This is a genomic window from Nonlabens sp. Ci31 (assembly GCF_012974865.1).
Taxonomy (GTDB): domain Bacteria; phylum Bacteroidota; class Bacteroidia; order Flavobacteriales; family Flavobacteriaceae; genus Nonlabens.
This window is the reverse complement of sequence record NZ_CP043633.1, coordinates 3,160,665-3,181,736: the sequence shown is the minus strand read 5'-3', so window position 1 is coordinate 3,181,736 and position 21,072 is coordinate 3,160,665. Positions and strand designations below refer to the sequence as shown.

21 protein-coding genes are annotated in these 21,072 nt (G+C 32.3%); 3 read left to right on the top strand and 18 right to left on the bottom strand.

Annotation, left to right across the window (positions count from 1 at the left end):
• Nucleotides 1–190: 190 nt before the first annotated feature.
• The 4 genes from F0365_RS14055 to F0365_RS14040 form a co-directional block, all read right to left on the bottom strand.
• Entirely contained in the window at nt 191–2,875 is a 2,685-nt protein-coding gene (locus F0365_RS14055) for a carboxypeptidase-like regulatory domain-containing protein (RefSeq protein WP_169934279.1), read from the bottom strand.
• A complete protein-coding gene (locus F0365_RS14050) occupies nt 2,845–3,606 on the bottom strand; it encodes a GLPGLI family protein (protein WP_169934278.1) in 762 nt (253 codons plus the stop codon). The genes F0365_RS14055 and F0365_RS14050 overlap by 31 nt, the downstream gene beginning before the upstream one ends.
• A 61-nt stretch (nt 3,607–3,667) precedes the next feature.
• Complete coding sequence (locus F0365_RS14045; protein WP_169931760.1) at nt 3,668–3,922, bottom strand: hypothetical protein; 255 nt, start codon at nt 3,920–3,922, stop codon at nt 3,668–3,670.
• A gap of 406 nt (nt 3,923–4,328) precedes the next feature.
• Nucleotides 4,329–4,832: a hypothetical protein gene (locus F0365_RS14040; protein ID WP_169934277.1), complete on the bottom strand. Its 504-nt coding sequence runs from the start codon at nt 4,830–4,832 to the stop codon at nt 4,329–4,331.
• 630 nt (nt 4,833–5,462) lie between these two features.
• Between F0365_RS14040 and F0365_RS14035 the strand changes: the two genes are divergently transcribed.
• Both F0365_RS14035 and F0365_RS16590 read left to right on the top strand, forming a co-directional pair.
• Nucleotides 5,463–6,365 carry a reverse transcriptase domain-containing protein gene (locus tag F0365_RS14035; RefSeq protein WP_240961684.1) on the top strand — a complete coding sequence of 301 codons (903 nt, stop codon included), beginning with the start codon at nt 5,463–5,465 and terminating at the stop codon, nt 6,363–6,365.
• On the top strand, nt 6,338–6,745 hold the full coding sequence (locus F0365_RS16590) for a group II intron maturase-specific domain-containing protein (protein ID WP_240961682.1): 408 nt from the start codon (nt 6,338–6,340) through the stop codon (nt 6,743–6,745). Before F0365_RS14035 ends, F0365_RS16590 begins: the two co-directional genes overlap by 28 nt.
• Nucleotides 6,746–6,834: 89 nt before the next feature.
• On the opposite strand, the gene F0365_RS14030 is transcribed toward F0365_RS16590, so the two are convergent.
• From F0365_RS14030 to F0365_RS13965, 14 genes are all read right to left on the bottom strand, one after another.
• Nucleotides 6,835–8,487, bottom strand: coding sequence for a serine hydrolase domain-containing protein (locus F0365_RS14030; RefSeq protein WP_169934276.1), 1,653 nt, complete (start codon nt 8,485–8,487; stop codon nt 6,835–6,837).
• Nucleotides 8,488–8,636: 149 nt separating this feature from the next.
• On the bottom strand, nt 8,637–8,789 hold the full coding sequence (locus F0365_RS14025; protein WP_169934275.1) for a hypothetical protein: 153 nt from the start codon (nt 8,787–8,789) through the stop codon (nt 8,637–8,639).
• A 90-nt stretch (nt 8,790–8,879) separates the two neighbouring features.
• Nucleotides 8,880–9,053, bottom strand: coding sequence for a hypothetical protein (locus F0365_RS14020; protein WP_169934274.1), 174 nt, complete (start codon nt 9,051–9,053; stop codon nt 8,880–8,882).
• A 181-nt stretch (nt 9,054–9,234) separates the two neighbouring features.
• The gene (locus F0365_RS14015) at nt 9,235–10,416 is read right to left on the bottom strand and encodes an integrase core domain-containing protein (RefSeq protein WP_169934273.1); all 1,182 of its coding nucleotides are present in this window, start codon (nt 10,414–10,416) and stop codon (nt 9,235–9,237) included.
• 268 nt (nt 10,417–10,684) lie between these two features.
• Complete coding sequence (locus F0365_RS14010; RefSeq protein ID WP_169934272.1) at nt 10,685–11,323, bottom strand: hypothetical protein; 639 nt, start codon at nt 11,321–11,323, stop codon at nt 10,685–10,687.
• 239 nt (nt 11,324–11,562) lie between these two features.
• Nucleotides 11,563–12,240 (bottom strand): hypothetical protein, encoded by a 678-nt coding sequence (locus tag F0365_RS14005; protein WP_169934271.1) that lies wholly within the window; start codon nt 12,238–12,240, stop codon nt 11,563–11,565.
• A gap of 186 nt (nt 12,241–12,426) precedes the next feature.
• A complete protein-coding gene (locus tag F0365_RS14000; RefSeq protein WP_169934270.1) occupies nt 12,427–13,137 on the bottom strand; it encodes a hypothetical protein in 711 nt (236 codons plus the stop codon).
• Nucleotides 13,137–13,349, bottom strand: coding sequence for a DUF6140 family protein (locus F0365_RS13995; protein ID WP_169934269.1), 213 nt, complete (start codon nt 13,347–13,349; stop codon nt 13,137–13,139). Before F0365_RS13995 ends, F0365_RS14000 begins: the two co-directional genes overlap by 1 nt.
• A gap of 162 nt (nt 13,350–13,511) precedes the next feature.
• Nucleotides 13,512–13,994, bottom strand: a complete 483-nt coding sequence (locus tag F0365_RS13990; protein ID WP_169934268.1) for an L-rhamnose/proton symporter RhaT — start codon at nt 13,992–13,994, stop codon at nt 13,512–13,514.
• 214 nt (nt 13,995–14,208) lie between these two features.
• Nucleotides 14,209–15,348, bottom strand: a complete 1,140-nt coding sequence (locus F0365_RS13985; RefSeq protein WP_169934267.1) for a hypothetical protein — start codon at nt 15,346–15,348, stop codon at nt 14,209–14,211.
• A 151-nt stretch (nt 15,349–15,499) separates the two neighbouring features.
• Entirely contained in the window at nt 15,500–16,927 is a 1,428-nt protein-coding gene (locus tag F0365_RS13980; protein WP_169934266.1) for a T9SS type A sorting domain-containing protein, read from the bottom strand.
• Nucleotides 16,928–17,177: 250 nt separating this feature from the next.
• The gene (locus F0365_RS13975) at nt 17,178–17,693 is read right to left on the bottom strand and encodes a hypothetical protein (protein WP_169934265.1); all 516 of its coding nucleotides are present in this window, start codon (nt 17,691–17,693) and stop codon (nt 17,178–17,180) included.
• A gap of 157 nt (nt 17,694–17,850) precedes the next feature.
• Nucleotides 17,851–18,387 (bottom strand): hypothetical protein, encoded by a 537-nt coding sequence (locus F0365_RS13970; protein WP_169934264.1) that lies wholly within the window; start codon nt 18,385–18,387, stop codon nt 17,851–17,853.
• A gap of 163 nt (nt 18,388–18,550) precedes the next feature.
• Nucleotides 18,551–19,087 carry a hypothetical protein gene (locus F0365_RS13965; RefSeq protein WP_169934263.1) on the bottom strand — a complete coding sequence of 179 codons (537 nt, stop codon included), beginning with the start codon at nt 19,085–19,087 and terminating at the stop codon, nt 18,551–18,553.
• A gap of 665 nt (nt 19,088–19,752) precedes the next feature.
• Between F0365_RS13965 and ltrA the strand changes: the two genes are divergently transcribed.
• Nucleotides 19,753–21,033 carry a group II intron reverse transcriptase/maturase gene (ltrA, locus tag F0365_RS13960; protein WP_169932823.1) on the top strand — a complete coding sequence of 427 codons (1,281 nt, stop codon included), beginning with the start codon at nt 19,753–19,755 and terminating at the stop codon, nt 21,031–21,033.
• Nucleotides 21,034–21,072 lie beyond the last annotated feature (39 nt).

Here is a 21,072-nt window from a genome sequence, read left to right as displayed (position 1 = left end):
TAGCGTGAAAATTAGCAATTATTTTCGGATGAAGCACGAGCCGAATTTTTAAATTTTTCTTATTATCTTTTTTTATTAATAAGCCAAATTTAAAAATTTGGCGGTCTGGCAAATATACCTTAACTTCTATTAATCAGCTACCTAGCTATGAAATATATACGTTGTTAGTAGCCGTTTTTTCGCTCCAATTTTAAAACTTATATTCCAATTTCAAAAGTACAAATCTTGGCAGTAGTCTATATTCCGTAGTTGAACTTCCAATATCGCTTATTGAGAAATTTCTAAAACTTTCTGTATTGAACAAGTTTTTACCAGTAATACCTAAAGTCAGTTTATTTTCAATTAGTTTATATCTCGCATCAAAATCTAAAAAGTAATAGGTATTATCTGTTTGTAAATTTCCAAAATAATAGCGTTCTGATTGTAATTGAAAATCTAGCTTTTCATTAAGCACTAAATATAAATCTAAAAAACTAACGTTGTCAGTAAATGAATTATTAATAGTAGTTTCTATTTCCGTTGTACTCCATTTTGTACCGATATGATAATTAAAAATACCACTAAAACCAGAACGCAGTTCTAAACCGTAATTATAATTATTAGACTTTACTTGTCTTAAATCTGAATTATTTACAATATTTTTAAATTCACTTTGAGTATAGCCTAAGTCAATTTTTAAATTTGAAGAAATAAATTTAAAATAATAGTCTAATTTAGAATTAACACTTATAAACTCACGGTCTTGGATTAGTATTTTTTCAGCTTGTGTGAAGTTTTGATTTAAAGTTGTGTTTGTTGAAAAGAAATCGTGATTTTTACTATATAAAATAAATGTATTCGCAAAAAATCTATCGCTCCAGTTCCCAAGTTGATAGTTGAAAACAAAACTTGAAGCATCTAATTGATTAAAATCTCCTGTTCCTTTGGCGAATGAGCGAAAACCTGTAGGCACAAAATCACTAAATACATCTTGTGCTCTTGCATTTGTGTTGTTATAGGAATAAGAAGAAATTATTTTGTTGTTAGCGTTAATCTTCCAATCTAAACCCAAGCTTGGATTAACAAAAAATGGACTTTGATTACTTATAATTCCATTGTTCTCTAGTTGATTAAATAGTTGATGGACGTTTAGCTTACCAACAATTCCAAAATCATTAATGTTTAAACGGTATTTACTTTTAAGATATAAATCATTAACCTGATATGCTGTTTGGTTTTGGTAATCCGTTGGATTGTCTAAAACTAAATTATCTTGTAAAAGTGAAAACGTGGTTGATAATTTATCTTTTCTGTATTCATTACCAATTTGAAGTTCTAATAAATGACCATTTGTTTTACGGTCTAGTAAATGTGAATTAATTCCTGTAAATTGCATTTGATTTGTACTTTGTTGAGATACGTTATTTGCGCTATTAAAAGACGGAAATAAATCTTGATAAAAGAATTGATTTACAGCATAGTTTTGCGGTGTTTTTTCATCAATATATCGTATGGTCAGAAGAAAGACTTTTTTGTCTTTAAATCTATTGGTATAGCTTATTTTTTGGTCAAAAAGTGTGTTTTGATGTTGTAGATTTTCAATGGTTGAATTTCCATTAAAAATTAAATTAGAATTATCATTGAAGTTTCCGTTGTTATATTTTGTAGTAGCCTCTAGCATTTTGGTTTTAGAAATATTGTAAGTGAAATCTAGTTTGCCAAAAGCAACTCTATTTTTGTTTCTTAGTTCAAGGTTTTGAGTATTAGTAAAATTTGTACCATTAACATCTGTAACATCAATACTATTTCTAAAAAAGTCAGTTTCGTCCCAATTAAAAAATCCTAGGGTTTTAATTTTTAATTTTTCGGTTGGGTTAAATATAGCGTTTAGTGATATTAATTCAGCGTTGTTAAAATTGGTTCTATTTTGCTTGAAATTTAGATTGTCTGGTGATAAATTAAGAAGTGAATTCACACTTTGATTATCTCCAATACTTGCTGGTTCATTAATACGAAAAGGGCGTACCAAATTTTCTATGTCGCCTGTGGCATCATAACCAATAGAATTAAGATTGGTAAAAAAATAGTATTTATTTTTTTTGCCAAAGTTCATCAAATTTCCTTTCAGTTGATAGAAATTATTGTTTCCTACACTTGTCTCAATATTACCAAACCAAATACGTTTAGAATTTTCATCTAGTTTTAAATTTAAAGCGACTTTGTTGCTTTCTTCAACACCTTTTAACAATGGATTATTGGAATAATTCTTTAAAACTTCAACTTCTTCAATAGGATATGCTGGCATATTTTTAGACAGAATTTTATATCCTTTTTCAAAAAGGTCATCGCCATCTACCATTAATTTTTCAATTTCTTGATTACCAATTTTTATTGTGCCGTCATCATTTATATTAATGCCGGGAATAGTTTTTAAAAGTTCCTCAACAGTTTGCTCTGTACCATTTGTAAAAAATTTGGTTTTAAAGGAAATGGTATCTTGTTTTATAGACATAGGCAAATCTGCCTTAATTATAACTTCATCTAAATCCATTGGTTTATCCACTAAAACAATATCAAATTTTAGTTCCTTTTGTTCTTTATTTATGTCTAATGAAATGGTTTTATGTTCATAACCTAATGAGGTAAATATTAATTTGAATTTACCTAGCTTTTCAGTTTTAAGAATAAAGTTTCCTTTATCATCAGAATATGTGTAACCAAAAATACTTTTTGATAAACTATCTTTCAAAATAACGCTAACTGAATTTAAATTAGTAGAACTATCTCTAATTGAACCATAAATAGTAGTTTGAGCCAAGGATAGATTTTGAAGAAGAAAAAAAACGATTATTGTTAAACTAAAGTTTAATCTTTTTTTGTTTCTTCTATTTCCCATTCAAATTTAGTTTCTCTTCCTCTGTTATATTCACTTTTTACCACTTCTGATCCTCTATTAACAAATTTTAACATCATTCTATCGGTTTTTGAGTTTTTAGATTTTTCATTTTTTTCAACAAACTCTCTTAGAGAAATTATTTTTAAATCATTTTCTATTATAAATTTTTCTTCAGTTTTTACTTGTTTGATTTTGGTAATTGACCAAGAAAATGAACCAGTCTCATCATAAATTTGTAAGATAGCGCCTGGTAAACCGTTAAATTTCCAAGGTCCTAATTTAATGGGTATATCTGTAGAATACCAAGCTGTATAATTTCTACCTCTAAAAAATGTAGTAGCCTTATTACAAATATAGTCTTCTATTTTTTTAGTTTCATTTTTAATTTGCCAATCAATTCTAGGGAACTTCTCATAATTTATTATCTTTTCATCTTCTAGATAATCTACATTAAATAAAGTGTCTTTTTGGTTTTTATACAATTGGTATCTTTTGCGGTTTTTGCTTTTTCCTAAAAAGAATGTTTTATTCACAGTCTCATCTTCATCTTTTTTTTTATTTTCATTTTTTTCTTCAATCATTGTTTCATAATAAAATGATTCTTCTGTATTGTTAACAATTAAATATCCACTTCTTCTTAAAACGTTTAGGGAAACATCGTACTCAATAATATATGACTGAGATAAACTCACTAATGGGCAGAACAATAATAGATAAATTAATTTCTTCATTTTTTTTAAAAATTAAAGACCTCTTTTCAATATTTATTGAAAAGAGGTCTTGTTTAATACCTTACTCAAGAATTTCAGCACAGCTTACACCTCTTACAAGGACTGTTCTAGTAGTTGAGCTACCATCCTCAAAAATAAACGTAATTGTCAACAAACAATCAACTAACGATTCTTTTTCGACTAATTCATAACTTGAAGAGCTTTCAATTAATTCAATTGCCTCTTCCAAGTTTACTGTTTTTACTTTTTCAGCATTGTTTGCAAAAGCAAACGTTCCTACTAGCATAAAGGCTAGTGCAAAAAATACATTTTTCATAATTTTGTTATTTATGAAATTATCCAACTTTACAAAAGCTGGGGCGCGAAATATTCCCTTTGGGTAATCATTTTAAACCTAATACTCGTTCGTAATTGAAGCTTTACCTCTTTAAGCGAATGACTTACGTTGTTCTAAATATACAATTTTTTTGATTTTATCAACTTCTAATTTTAATGCAATATTTTTTTTCAAATGGCTACTAACGTCTCGGCTATGGTTAGTACGGGAATTAAAAAGCGATTAATTTCCGATTAAGCACATAGCCAAATCTTTTTATTTTGTTTTATCTTTTTATTTCTAAAGCCAAATCAAAAAGATTTGGCGGACTTCCTTTAAAGCATTAAACTTTGAGTTAAGCACCGAAACCCGTATTAATTATAGCCATTGTTGTACACCGTATTTATTATTCCGTAATTGTTTTTTTAGCACGCTCAATTGTCGGCTCATAATCAAAGGTTGAACACGAACCTTCGCTTAAAACTCTTTTTCCAATTCGTTCTATTTCACTCTCATCATTATCCCAATCAAACACATAAATAGTTGCTCTAAAGACTTCGTTGAGTTCTTTGTAATTAAGTTCTCCGTTTTCGTGTCCAAAGTTTTCTTCCGTTTCAATTATTTGTATCGGCAATCCGTTATTCAGATAAATAGTTGTTTTTATTCGTCCGTAAGAAAGTCCGATTTCCTCAACTATTTTATAAATCTGATTTTCATTCCGCCAAACTTTTAAAATTCCGCCACCATCTGTAATAATTCCAGTAAGTTCAACCCAGTCAAATTCAGTTTGCACCAAAGAAGAATCCATTTCTATAAACTTCACTTCGTTTTCAATTCGGTCAAGTTTATTTTCTTGTCCAAATGCTAAAAATCCGATTAAGGTTAATATGATTACAAATGCTTTTTTCATATGGTGTACAACGGTTTGTATATGGAAAGTAGGCGATTACGAAGCACAAAACTTTCGGTTAAGCACAAAGTCTGATACGAGCCAAAACCCTTGAATTTAGCACCAATTCGCCTATTTTTTATATACGTTGTGTGTGCCCAGTATGGGCATCTTTACCTTACTGTAAAGTAAGTTATTAATCTATAGGGTGCAAGTCCCTTATGCGCTGGAGTAACGTCTGGAAGCATTAGTAAGTCGCAAGGGTGGTAATCGTGAGGTTACATCTGAAGAAAGCGAGACTACAAAACTCGGTACTGACGAACAGAAACCGTATACAGAGGCATATTTACTTGGGTAAGCAAGCACATCATTGTAACGCCCTAAGAGTACCAAAAGGGTAAGTATGTAGATACGGCAGGAATTGAGTGAAAGAAGATGCCATTACCTGGGGAGGTCTCCATAACCACGAGCTGGCATAATGGAGAAGTCAGCAGAAGTCATAGTACCTACAGGAAACGAGTTGCCATCAGATAGGCATAGGTCTCACCATTAGGGAAGGACGGAACATTAAATCAAGTTGAAATTCGATTAGGAGGCTTTGCTAGCCTAATCTTAAGCCAACAGAAGTAAACATTTTTTTTTATTTATTTTATGATTGCAGCAGTATTAAAAGCCAGTAACCTTTATAAAGCAGCGCACAAAGTGATGCAAAATAAAGGCGCGAGTGGAGTAGACGGTATGCTGGTTTCAAAATTGCCCTTATATATACGGGCAAATCGAGACCGAATAAGCACGTCTATCCACACCAATGGCTATATACCTGAAGCAATTTTAGGAGTATCCATACCCAAAAAGAAGGGCAAACCCCGTCTTTTAGGTATCCCCACCGTAGTAGACAGGTGTTTACAGCAGGCAGTAAGCCAGATACTAATGATCAAGTTCGAATATGAATTCGAGCCATTTAGCTATGGTTTTCGCCCTAAAAAGAATACCCAAAAAGCGGTATTACAAGCACAGGAATACATCAATGATGGCTTCCAAGACATTGTAGATATCGACTTAAAGGGATTCTTTGATGAAGTAGATCACAGTCTATTACTACAACTAGTCTACAACAAGGTAGATTGTCCAGTAACCCTGCGATTAATCCGCAAATGGTTACGAGCGCCCATACTTATAAAAGGTCGCTTAGTCAAACGACGAAAAGGTATTCCACAAGGAAGTCCATTAAGTCCTTTATTATCTAATATCATGTTAGATGTTTTAGATAAATTTCTTAGCAATCAAGGTCTTCGTTATTTGCGTTATGCAGACGATTTTAGTATTTACACAAAATCTAAAACAACCGCAAAGCAAGTAGGAAACGAGCTGTATAATTTTCTCAAAGAAAAACTGCACCTACCTATAAACCGAGCAAAAAGCGGGATACGTCGACCAGTAAATTTTGAACTGCTAGGGCATGGCTTTGTACCCATTTATAAGAAAGGTGTAAAAGGACAGTATCAACTTGTAGTAAGCAAAAGTGGATGGGAAAAAAATTCAAACGGAATCTAAAACTTTTAACCAAGAAAACCAATCCAGTATCGGTATCAGAACGATTAAGCAGACTCACACAAGTGTGTAGGGGATGGCTTAACAATTATCGGTTAACAAACATTTATACAAAGCTTAAAAAGCTAGATGAATGGCTGCGCAACCGTCTGCGATACTGCATCTGGCATCATTGGAAGAAAGCAGACAGGAAACGCAAGAATTTAATATGTTTAGGAATAGAAAAAGGTCAGGCGTATGCTTGGAGTAGAACCCGAATGGGAGGCTGGGCAGTAGCTCAAAGCCCTATACTAGGTACTACAATTACCCTATCTAGATTAAAACGAAAAGGCTACAAACCTATGATAGATTATCTGAATAGAACGCAAACTTCGATTTTTTGAACCGCCGTATACGAGACCCGTATGTACGGTGGTGTGAGAGGCGCACTGGCAGTTATTTCACTGTCAGCCGTCTACTCGATTAGCACCAGTTATTTTTTAAACTTCAAATTTTTAACTCTTCCTGAATCTAATTCAAAACCTGAAATTAGTCCATCTTTTCTTTGAAATCTTACTAATCCTAGTTCCGTTGAAAATTGGTCTAAGTCACTAATTATGCATTCAATATTAGATGATGTATTTTCAATTCTAACAAATAAAATTTCGTTTTCTATTTCAAAATTATAATTCACATCTAATTCTTTACTATAATAACTTCCTACGTAATCTTTTAAATTAATTCCTGAAGTATCAATCTCTTTTTTTCTTGCTGCGATTGTCTCACTATCACCTTGTAAAACTTTAAGCGTTTGTGTAAAACCATCTTTTAAATTAGAAAATGAAAAACTTAAATTTTCATTTCCTGATATTTGGAAAGTATTCCCACTTACTTTTAAAATATTATAAGTTGATTTATCCCAAGTTTGTAGGACATTTAATGAGTCATTCTTGATAGATAATCGAGCAACAACACCTGGTTGTATTTCATAATCACCTATTAATTGGCTTAGTTGAAATTCATCTTCTGTAACATCAAACTTTACTTTTTTATCTTTCTTATCAATGTTTTCAATTAGTTTGTCTTTCAGTAATATATCAGCAACTTGATTAGCCATTCTTGAAGGATTGGCATCACCTCTGTTGGCAAATATTGCAATGGATAGTTTTTGTTCTGGAAAGCGTAATATTTCCGCTCTAAAACCAACAAAAGCTCCTCCGTGTCTAACAGTTTTTAATCCTTTGTATTTATTTATCATTAAACCAGAAGCATAGTCAATAACTTCTCCATTGTTTAATACACCTTGTTGTGTCATCACATTCCAAAACTCTCTACTTAAAACAGCTGACTCATAATAGGCGTCATCCCATTTCTTTATATCATTTATTGTAGTAAATATTCCACCATCACCAATCATATCTAATGTAGTCATACTGATTTTATAGTTCTCGTTATTATCAGGAACGTATCCAGACGCTCTGTTTTTTACTATTTGCGTATGGTCATTATGAAAATGAGTATTATTCATAGCAAGAGGCTCAAATATTTCTTTCTTCGCAAATTCTGCCATATTCATTCCTGCTACCTTTTTTACGATTTGACCAAGAAGCCAATATCCAGAATTGCTGTATAAATATTCTTCACCAGGTGCAAAGTTTAAATCAGTTTGATTTATTAGCCATTTCATAACATTGTCATCTGTATAATAGTCATCATCTCCCAATCCTTTTAGATAACTAATTTGCAAGTAATCTCTGATACCGCTAGTATGATTTAGTAAATGTCTAATTGTAATCTTTTGTGCATAATCAGGAAAATCAGGGAATAGACTTTTCAAATTATCATCAAGACTTAGTTTGTCTTTTTCTGCAAGTAGCACAATAGATGCAGCCGTAAACTGTTTGGAAGTTGAACCGATTCTAAACACAGAAGTAGCAGAGTTCGGAATATCATATTCCATATTTGCCATTCCGTATCCCTTGGCATAAATTAATTTTCCTTCTTTTATTATTCCTAACGCACATCCTGGGACATCTGTCTTATTCCATTCCGTGAAAATGCTGTCTATCGCTTGACTTTCTTTAATTTGTCCAAACGAATAAACTGTAAAAGAAATAAGAAATAATAGTAGAAAATATTTTTTCATAGTTGTGTGTTTTTTATTGGTGCTAACGGAATTGTGTATGGTTAGTTGCGTGGTTAAGCAACTAAATTAGTAAACAAAAACGGACTAGAGAAAATTCCAGCGGAATTTTCCAGATAAGCACTAGCCTAAGCAATTAATTATACACGGTGTTACCCAACGTTTTTTATTCCTATTTTATATTTTTCCGCTGTTTGTTTATTAAATACGATTGTCAAATGGTCTTGCATTCCAATTGCTCCATTTTCTTTAATTTCAAGTGCTGAAATCCATATTTCTTTTCCATTCTCAAATTCAATTCGCACGTCTTGTGGATAGTAATTCCGTTTTTTATCATTAATTAAACTCCAAAATGACCAATAACTCTCAATTCCGCTTATTTTTTTTCCAATTAATTACGTCCAGTTTTGATTTTCCTTTACGTTATATTTTTTAGCTCCATTTTCAGCACTAAATTCAGATAAAATATTTCCCTTTCTAAACTTAATATCAAATTGAGTAAATTCATTTCCCCAAACAAAATAGTAAGCATTTTTATCCGATAATATTATTTCAATTCCGTAATCCAATGAGTGAAATTCAGTTTCATTCCACAATGGTTTCCGTAATCAATTTCGTAATAATTCACGTCAGAAATTGTCTTTCCAATTAATTCCTTAATCGGCTTTTCGTAATCGTTAATTTCTATTTCGAGTGTTTTTTTCAAATGTTCGTTAAGGCACATAGTTTACAAAGTTAAAGTCACATGCTTTACACTAGATTTTGACTTAGTCTAATTGATACTTGTTTATCTCTTATTTTATTTTCATTAAAATAACCTAAAAATACATCTCTATAAAATACTCTCCAAATTCCATTTCCTTGATCTTCAGCACCGACGTATTTTCCCTTAAGTCCAGCAGTTAAATATACCCAATAATATGACTTCCACCGCATGGCTCCATTTTGGCATACCTTCATCACTTTCATTTTTGATGGGTAATCATATTTTGAGATTTTCTCAGGGTATGGTCTATTAGAAAAATCATGGCAATCTGCGGGGGTTTTCATTCCTAAAGCTTCATGAGGTCTAATGTGATTATATTCTTTTACAAACCGATTTAAGCTACGTTGTTGTGCCTTCAAATCAAATGATGAGGGTTTGGCACAAGCTGCCTTTAAATCACGGTGCATACGTTCGTGTCTTCCGTTTTGGTCTGGTCGTGCTGGGTCGGAATAAACCGGGTCTATTCCCAATTCAATAAACCAATAGGATAGCCTGGTATATCTTTGAATAGCAGCTACAGATCCAAAGGGACTTCCGTTGTCGGTATGTATCTGTTTAGGAATGCCATACTTTCTAAAAACCTTTGTAAACTCTTGCTTAACAGAGAGAAAGTTTTCTTTATAATGCCCTTTTGCTGTAAACAAAAACCTACTCTTTGAATCGGCAATAGTGAGCGGATGGCAGTATATTTTATTTCCCATTAAAAACTTTCCCTTATAGTCTGCGCTCCAAACTTCATTACATTTCTTAGGGTCGAAAATGGGAAATACAGGCTTGACTCTTCTGCTTCGCTTTTGAGGTTTAACTAGGCCATTTTTAGAAAGGATGTTGTGAACAGTAACCACACTTGGAATAAGTTCTTCAGTATACTGTTTAAACAACAAAATGCGAATTTTCTTCGCTCCCCAAAGCATGTGTTTATTTTTTAATTTTAAGATTGAATCTTCAACTTTATGATTGGTTCTGTTGGGGTGATTAATTGGAGCTCTTTCTTGCTCAATTAATCCCGATAGTCCCATTTTTTCATACCTAGAAATCAACTTGTAAGCGGTAGGTCGAGATATATTAAATGACCTACAAAGTTCTGTGATGGTGTACTTTTGAGTTAACCATTCGTGAATAAATTCTACTTTTTGTTCCATTTTAGTTTTTGCTTTCCAGACCATGATAAATTACTTTTTCATGTAATTTATGAATCTTAAAAGTGTAAACTATGTCCCTTTAACTTTGTAAAGGATGTCCCTTTACCGTACCCAAATGTTGGGTAACGTCTCGGCTATGGTTAGTACGGGAATTAAAAGTAGTGAACTTTCGATTAAGCACTTAGCCAAAACTTTTTATTTTGATTTATCTTTTTTGTTCTAAAGCCAAATTAAAAGATTTGGCGGACTTAGTTTAAAGTTCTAAACTTTGGGTTAAGCACCAAAACCCGTATTAATTATAGCCATTGTTGTAGCACGTTTTTTTATTCCGTTCAAATTGATTTTCGTTTTCCAATTCCTTTATAATCTTGTTCAATTTCTTATCTAATTGTATGATTTTTAATTCATTATTTGATTTAAAATTCAGATTTTTCGTTTCGCCAGTTAAATTATAAATGTCAAATTCGCTTTGATATTTTGTTTTTCTGTCATTGATTATATAATTCCGAAAGCAAGAATGAGAAACTGAAGAAAATGTTTCTTGGTCAATTTTATAATTTCCAACTTTTCCAGTTTGTAATTCCAACGTGTATTTTTTAAGAAATTCATTTGCTTGAAAATCTAAAATCTCCACAATATTAAACTCACTACAATTATCAAATTTTTGGACATATGATTTTCCTTTTTCAGTCCAGAAAATATAAATGTCATTTTCGGAATAGCAATTTTTACAATCTTTTGCATTCGGCATTTCAATCCGAATTCCACCTACGCAATATTTTTTAAGTCCGATGTAATTTACTTTTTTCGCATCAAAAATTTCCGTTATATTTTGAAAATTATTTTCCAATATTCCCTTTCGTTCAATACTTTTTTTAGAAGCACAAGAGCTAAAAATTAGAATTAATATGAATTGGATTGCGGTTTTCATAAATGTGCTACAACGGTCGTGTATAAGAATAGTAGGGCGGAAAAAAGGCGACTACCATTCGGTTAAACACAAGCCGAATTTTTAAATTTTTCTTATTACCTGCCTGCCAGAGGCACGACAGGCAGGTCTTTTTTTTCTCAATAAGCCAAATTTAAAAATTTGGCGACCTCGAAAAAGTGCCTTTACCTTTGGGTTAAGCGACTAATTGCCCTATTATTTTTATACGTTGTTACCTACAGTTATTCCTCCACAAACTTGAATGTTTTCCATATTTCACTTGTCAATCCATTCTTGCCGAAATCTGCTTTTTTCTTTATATCGGAACTCCCATTAGCAGTCCAACTAATATTAATTGGGTTTAAATCAGTCGAATTTGGATAGTAATGAGTTTTAAACATTTGATAAGTACCGATAAAATTCTGTGGTGTCTTATTTTCTATTTTAACTTCTGCATTTAACAGATAATTTTCTTGACCGTAAAATTCCGCCATTCCGCTAAATAGCTCTTTTGAGTCTGGCAAGCTCTGTTTCAAACTCATCATAGTTTTTTCAGCTGTTTTTTGTCCAATTTCCTTTTCGAACATCTTTCTTGCGTCTGAATATCCGATTGAAAGTTCTTCTATTACGACGCCGTTTTCAATAACTTGAAAACTAATATAATCATAGTTTTCAACTCCGATTTTTGCAGTATCAACTTTTACGTTGTTCGGATATTCAATTTTGAAACGTGTAATTGGTAAATTCCATTTTTCACATTTATTTTCGTCAACAATAAATATATTTTCAAATGTTGTTCGCTCAACTTTCGGAAATGGTTTTAATTCCGCGGTTTCCTTTTTCGGTAAATTTATCTTCGCGTTGAAGTTGCAACTTGATATAAAAACCAAAATTAAAAATAGGAACGGAATTTTTTTCATAATTGTAGGTAACGGTTTGTATAAGAATAGTAGGGCGGAAAAAAAGCGACTACCATTCGGTTAAACACAAGCCGAATTTTTAAATTTTTCTTATTATCTTTTTTATCAATAAGCCAAATTTAAAAATTTGGCGACCTCTAAAAAGTGCTTTGTCCATTGGGTTAAGCGACAATTGCCCTATTATTTTTATACGTTGTTGCCCACAGTGTTTCTCGGCTTGATAACTCCAGCCTTAATCCAATTCAGCTCACTTTCGTAATTCTTTTTTATAAAAATATTCCAATCATCCCAACTAAAAAAATTACTCGTGTGTTTTATAAAAAGTAATTTAATTTCTTTTCCATTAGACTGCTCAATAATTACTTCTCTTGGAAATGTTCCATTGATTTTTTCTGATTTTTTAAATTCCTTGATTTTAAATTCAGTTTTCTCAATTGCTTTTTTAAGATAATCAGAAGCTTGTACTCCAATGAAAAGACAAAAATCTGGTTTTAGTATTGGCAACAATTTAAAATAATTTGACCAACCTTTTAAATAATCACTTTCATTCGGTCTGCTTTTTCGAGTGTGCATTGAACTCTGAACAAAATTATAAAACGCTAATTTTCCCCAAAGAATTTTTGTGTCAATTTTGCTGTCATTTCTAAATAGCGCACGATTTAAGTAATAAAATACTTTAGTTCGGTCATATTTTTTGTCGAGTGCAATTATGGAATGAATATCTCTAGTAAATGTCAATTTATTATTCCAGTCGATTGATTTCTGATTATCATCTCGATAATGACTTTCGCCAATAATCATTACTTTTTTGTCGGAATCAAAATAATTTTTGCCGATAAATGGCAACCATTTCAATTCGGCGATTTCTTTAAAATCCGAATCTTTTGATTTATCCATTAATTAATTTTTTCTTCTGACATATTACCTGAATTAGTCAATTTTCCAACATCAATATTGTATTTGCTCATAAATGCTGTTTTAATTGCATCTTTTCCTTTTGCATTTCCCATTGGTTTGTTTGTAGATACTACTTCTACACTCATCCCCTTTTCGATTTTAATCATATTTATTGTAGCAGTTCTTTTTATCGATACTTTGTAAAGTCCCATATTCTGAATTTTTTAATTAATTTCTAAATTTATGATGTTTCCCAACATTGTGGGCAACGTTTTGGTGTATGGTTAGTTGCGTGGTTAAGCAACTAATTTAGCAAATAAATCACAAATAGAATATCCCGCAGGAATGTTCGTAAGTAGTCAGTGACCAAGCAATTAATTATACACCGTGTTGTACGCAGGCTTTTTCCTCCGTTTTATTATTCTTATAAAACTCGGAATAATTGAAATGATTGCACTCGCTCCTAAAATCAGTCCGTAGTTTATTCCATTCCAATGTAATTTTCTAATTCCGTCGTCACAAGCTGTACATTGCACGACTTTCATATTAGCGTCAATAGCTGAAATTCCGATTAGTAATATTCCAAAAATCAGAAGACATATAATCCCGCTTTTCAACACTTTAGTCAGTTTTTGATTCAGATTTTCGAGCGTTAAAATCAGAGAAACGATTCCGAATGTGATGTAGTAAAGTTTGCTAGAGAAAATATACATATTCTTTCCAACAAATTTAATATTGTCAGATGTTGACCACTTAAAAACATCTTGAATTATTTCACGAAAAAATGATTCAGAAAAGAGTGCGATTCCAATTCCGATTATAACCGCTAAAATTCCAAATATTATTCTTTTTTTCAATTTGAGTGAGTTTTTTTAGCTTGCGTACAACGGTTTGGCTATGGTTAGTACGGGAGTTAAAAAGCGATTAACTTTCGATTAAGCACTTAGCCAAAACTTTTTATTTTGTTTTATCTTTTTTGTTCTAAAGCCAAATCAAAAGATTTGGCGGACTTGGTTAAAAGCACTCAACCTTTGGGTTAAGCACCTAAACCCGTATTAACTATAGCCATTGTTAGGGTGCGTATTTTCCGTCTTTCGTTCCTTTCGATGAAACATTTACACCTTTGAATAAACTTATAAGCTTATCGTTAAACTTCAGAGTTTTTAATGATTCTTCTTCTGAGACCGAATTCTTTTTGTAATAATTTGCAATAATTATCCATGCAAAACTTTGTGCCTTTATTGTTTCTTGTCTTTGCGTATGAAAAGATAACTCTCCAAAGCTATGAGCTGACTTATTTCTTAATTGAAATAAGTCGTAGTAATAATCTAAATATGATTGGCCTGAGAGCCTAAACTCGTCATCGGGATTTATTAAAATATTCTTCGACCACCTTTCCTTAATTCTACTAAGTTTTGCTTCCGTATCTCTTTTTCCTGGTTTACCTAATATTGCTTCTATACTTCTCGTGGCTTGAACAATTGCAGCTTCCATTTTTGGAAGAAGATTTATTTTTTCCCATATCTCGGGCTCATGGTCTCTATGTTTCCTTAAATGTTCAGGTGTCAAAGCACATATTTGACAGAATTCATGATTCTGTTTAGCAGCGATAATGTTTTGACATGCAATAAAAAATTTGTCATCCCTGTTTAAAATCTCTATTAAAACAGCTAAATCATTGAATTCATTAATTCTACGCATACTTTTCCAATTCAAAGTATGATGCCTGTCTTTGAGATAGTGTAATTCGTCTATTGATTCATTATGATTGAATCTATAAACCCAATCATATGCAAATTCATGGGAAGATTCAAGTTCACTGGACATTGTAAAAGCAATTTCAAGAATGGATATGGCTGTTTTCCATAATTCATTTTCTTTAACCGCTGTATTTACTTCTACAACAAGAATAGAGTTTTCGTCAGTTTCATATGTCCAACAATAGAATTTCTCATGACCAATTGTAAAGAATTCAAAAAAGTCTCCTTTTGAAAGAATAAAATCATTACTAATACCTATTCCTTCAATTAGCGCATGTTTTAAAACCTCATTTGGCGCATCTACAGGATTTTCTTTATAATAATCGATTTTTGCTTGGTGCTGTTCTTCTAGTAATTTTTGAAGCAAAGACATACTTTTTTCTTTATCACCCTTGATATATTCTTCGGTGAAAAGTTTGATTTTATCTTCTTCTATACTAGGTTTTTTCATTTTGTTATATGCACCCTAACGTGTTTGTATATGGTTTGTTGCGTGTTTCAGCACCTAATTTAACAAATATAAACCGAATAGAAAATCCGCGAGGGTTTTCGTAAGCAAGCTAGAACCAAGCAATAAAATATATACGGTGTTGGCAAATCGTTTAATTTTTCATTATCTTCTTAGTAATAATATTACCGTTAATCGTTAGTTTAAGAAAATATAATCCGTTTGATAAATTATTGATATCTAGTTTGAGTTTACTTTTATTCAAATAGTTAAATTCCATAACTTTTTGACCTCTTATATTGAAGAATTTAATATTCAAGTTTTCAAATGTCTCAAGTAAATTAATATATAAATATTCAGTTACAGGGTTTGGATATATTTCAAAAGAATGCTCATTATAATCTGTAATACTCAAAGGTTGACAAAAATCATATGTATCAAATTCATTGAAATAATTATCAATATAATTTGGTAAACCTAATCTAGATTCTCGATTATTTAGTGCTAATCCATCCAAGATAAAATTACTATTTTGACCTAACAGATTTGGGTTATTTATAACGCCTAAAAATGTCTCATTCCACCTTGCTAGATAAATCTTGCCATCTGGAGCTATTTGTAGGCTTCCAAATGGACTAGTAACAGCGCCCGAATTAGGAAAGGTCTCAGTAAAAATAGTAACTTGAGATTGAGGTATATCTGTACTTTCTAAATTATATTGATAAAGCCTATTAAAAGCTCCGCCTGTTTGTATATTATATATAGTTGATATGTATAATTTTGAACTATTAGGGGAAAAAGATATGCCATACTGACTTTCACTTGTGCTTATATTTCGTGGCAAATTAGAATGAAATATTATTTCTCCAGTTACATTATTAAATGTGTATAATTTCGAATCTCCACCACTATTAGAGTTTTGATTTGTATATGCTAACCAATTTCCATCAGGTGAAAACTTCATTGTTTCACAACACTTAGGGAATATTGAGTGGTTTATAGGTGTTATGACAGGTGAAGATATTCCTGTATTTGTTATTAGATAATTATAAAATGAAGTTGAAGAAATATTCATTGTTAATAACCAAATTCCGTTTTTATCAGAATTATAAGTTGCAGTCATTCTTTCTGAAGAGTTAGAATGTAATAATGTGTTTTTACTAGTAGACTTTATATCTCCTAATCCTCCATTTAAATTAGCATCAAATTCTGAATATCTTAACCCATTAGAACCTCCTTCATTATCAGAATAAATAATAAAATAATTAGTTTCTGTTTGTGGAATTATAAGAATTTGACTCGTGAAGATATGTCCTAAAAGGCCATCTCCGTTAGGAGTGATACTATGAGTAGAATCCCATACACTTACTCCATTTGTATAGAACAGTATATTTCCTGCACAATCTGTAATAGATGTATTAGCTTCAAATCCGTCCATTGAGCTATTTAATAGAATTGAAGGAACTCCAGATGAAAAATCTATTCCTACTTGTTCACCAAAATACCAAATATCAGCTCTATCTTGACTAAAGATTGTTTGTGTAAAAAATAGAGAAACAAAAAAGAGTAAAGTTTTTTTCATTATATTAAATGTGGTTTTACGTAAAGATTGTCAAAATGTTTGCCAACGTTCAGGCTATGATTAGTACGGGCTTAAAAAACGATTACTTTCCGATTAAACACTTAGCCAAAACTTTTTATTTTGTTTTATCTTTTTTGTATTAAAGCCAAATCAAAAAGATTTGGTGGACTTTATAAAAATACTCTAAACTTTGGGTTAAACACCAAACCCGTATTAATTATAGCCCTTGTTGTGCGTAGGCTTTTTTCCACTAACTGCAAGATGAATAATTATTTGCACAAAGTTTTTCAGATTTAATCCATCCAGTAATCCGTTTTCCATCAAAGTCAACAGAAACCTTAGTCCATTCCTCATTACATTCCTCAATAGTTACAAATCCAGCTTTCCAATTTTTTAGTTTTATCAGTTCCGATAACTTGTCATTCGGTTTACTATACAGAGCTAAATCCATATATTCCTTTTCGTGTTTCATAAAAGCGCCTATGTATTCGCTTCTTTCAATCCAACCGTTATAAGTCATACTGTCCATTGCTAAACTTATTTCAACATAAAAATAGTTGTCTTCAATTTCTTTGATTTTTAATGCTGCAGAATTTTCATTTTCAATATCATTTTGTAATGATGTCAATTCTAAACCATTTGGTTCGTCATAGATTTTTATAATTCCTTCGTATTTCCAGTAAATAACAGCATCGCATAATTCTGTTTGTCCAAATCCAATTTGACAGATGATAAAAAGCAAGAAAGATGTTAATATATATTTCATTTTTTTTAGCTTACGCACAACGTTTATGTATATGGAAAGTTGCGGGTTTGTCTGCGAGGATTTTCCGAAGGAAAATCAGACGTAACAAAACAAGCAACGACCTTTATTTAAGCCAAACATCCGCAATTTTTTATATACGGTGTTGTGGTTAGTTTTTTTATTTTTTTAGATACCAAGATTTTGCATTCAATCCAGATAATTCTGTTAAATCAGTTGCTGGAATACCATTCAATTCCTTCATCTTATTGCAAATTTGTTCAAAATCTCCTCCATAAATAGCAATATCTCCAACGATGTCAGTTTCTCCAAATCCGCCTGCTCCAATTAGCACTTTATCTGATGACCTAAATTCATTAGATAATTCTAAAAGAATTTTAAACAACTCTTTTGATATGTTTCTATCTTCAAAATACAAACTTGAAAATCTTTCTACTGAACCAATACATATTGTTTTGTCGTAAATATCAATACTAAAACTATCTCCTTCTCCTGTAATATATTCAGGATTTCCATTTTCAGCTGGAATAAGGCTAATCCACCATTTTCCATTCACGTTTTCTGTGAAAGTTCCGTGTTTTTCTAAATGTAAATATTCAGGTTTTAGTCTGTCAAAAACATTTTTTAGTTTTTGTTTTATTTCCTCAATTGGGTAGTCCTTTTCTTTCGGAATGAAACAGTCAATATGTGTTCCCATAGTTTGTTCTCAAATTAACCACAACGGAATTGTGTATGGTTAGTTGCGTGATTAAGCACCTAATTTAGCAAATAAATCACAGATAGAATATTCCGCAGGAATGTTCGTAAGTCGGCAGTGAACCAGCAATTAATTATACACGGTGTTGTGTGTATTGCTTTCGTCACATTTTTGTTCCTATATAATATACTTTTTTCTCTTTTGGTATTACAAAGATTAATTCCGCTCCAGTTGGGTCAATTCCGTTGCAATAAATACTCCAAGGATAAACATAAACATCTTCTTTTTGTAAATTTTCTAATTTAGGAAACCACGGAATTTCATATTGCCATCCGCTTGTCATTTTTACTGCTTTATCTAAAACTTCGGGCAAACTATCTAATCGGTAAAATCCTTCTTTATATTTCAGTTCGTCAATTGTCACTTTTGATATGTCAATAGCATAAGCGTCAAGATAATCGCCCGTAAATGAGCGACCAGATTCGTAGCTATTCGTTACTTTTTCAATTCTTTCGTCTCCAAGTCGGCACCAATTTAATACAAATCTTACATCAGATTTCGTGGCTTTATTTTCAACAGTTTTATTTCCGATTGAAGTAGAGTATGCGAAATATCCGAAAATCAGAATAAGTCCAGTCAGAGATATTCCACCCCAAATCATTAGTGCTTTTTTTCCTAAATTATAAATCTTATTCTTCAATTTGTTTTTAGTTCAGATGTATGTCTCGCATTACACACAACGTTTTGTGTATCTTTCAGTGGCGACCAAAGAAGCGATACACTTCGTTTTCAGTCGTAAAGTTAGAAAATAAATCCCAGACTTTTGGTTCAACTCCCAAACCTCGCCATTGAAGATACATATTGTGTGTGCCCAGTATGGGCATCTTTACCTTACTGTAAAGTAAGTTATTAATCTATAGGGTGCAAGTCCCTTATGCGCTGGAGTAACGTCTGGAAGCATTAGTAAGTCGCAAGGGTGGTAATCGTGAGGTTACATCTGAAGAAAGCGAGACTACAAAACTCGGTACTGACGAACAGAAACCGTATACAGAGGCATATTTACTTGGGTAAGCAAGCACATCATTGTAACGCCCTAAGAGTACCAAAAGGGTAAGTATGTAGATACGGCAGGAATTGAGTGAAAGAAGATGCCATTACCTGGGGAGGTCTCCATAACCACGAGCTGGCATAATGGAGAAGTCAGCAGAAGTCATAGTACCTACAGGAAACGAGTTGCCATCAGATAGGCATAGGTCTCACCATTAGGGAAGGACGGAACATTAAATCAAGTTGAAATTCGATTAGGAGGCTTTGCTAGCCTAATCTTAAGCCAACAGAAGTAAACATTTTTTTTTTATTTATTTTATGATTGCAGCAGTATTAAAAGCCAGTAACCTTTATAAAGCAGCGCACAAAGTGATGCAAAATAAAGGCGCGAGTGGAGTAGACGGTATGCTGGTTTCAAAATTGCCCTTATATATACGGGCAAATCGAGACCGAATAAGCACGTCTATCCACACCAATGGCTATATACCTGAAGCAATTTTAGGAGTATCCATACCCAAAAAGAAGGGCAAACCCCGTCTTTTAGGTATCCCCACCGTAGTAGACAGGTGTTTACAGCAGGCAGTAAGCCAGATACTAATGATCAAGTTCGAATATGAATTCGAGCCATTTAGCTATGGTTTTCGCCCTAAAAAGAATACCCAAAAAGCGGTATTACAAGCACAGGAATACATCAATGATGGCTTCCAAGACATTGTAGATATCGACTTAAAGGGATTCTTTGATGAAGTAGATCACAGTCTATTACTACAACTAGTCTACAACAAGGTAGATTGTCCAGTAACCCTGCGATTAATCCGCAAATGGTTACGAGCGCCCATACTTATAAAAGGTCGCTTAGTCAAACGACGAAAAGGTATTCCACAAGGAAGTCCATTAAGTCCTTTATTATCTAATATCATGTTAGATGTTTTAGATAAATTTCTTAGCAATCAAGGTCTTCGTTATTTGCGTTATGCAGACGATTTTAGTATTTACACAAAATCTAAAACAACCGCAAAGCAAGTAGGAAACGAGCTGTATAATTTTCTCAAAGAAAAACTGCACCTACCTATAAACCGAGCAAAAAGCGGGATACGTCGACCAGTAAATTTTGAACTGCTAGGGCATGGCTTTGTACCCATTTATAAGAAAGGTGTAAAAGGACAGTATCAACTTGTAGTAAGCAAAAGTGGATGGGAAAAATTCAAACGGAATCTAAAACTTTTAACCAAGAAAACCAATCCAGTATCGGTATCAGAACGATTAAGCAGACTCACACAAGTGTGTAGGGGATGGCTTAACAATTATCGGTTAACAAACATTTATACAAAGCTTAAAAAGCTAGATGAATGGCTGCGCAACCGTCTGCGATACTGCATCTGGCATCATTGGAAGAAAGCAGACAGGAAACGCAAGAATTTAATATGTTTAGGAATAGAAAAAGGTCAGGCGTATGCTTGGAGTAGAACCCGAATGGGAGGCTGGGCAGTAGCTCAAAGCCCTATACTAGGTACTACAATTACCCTATCTAGATTAAAACGAAAAGGCTACAAACCTATGATAGATTATCTGAATAGAACGCAAACTTCGATTTTTTGAACCGCCGTATACGAGACCCGTATGTACGGTGGTGTGAGA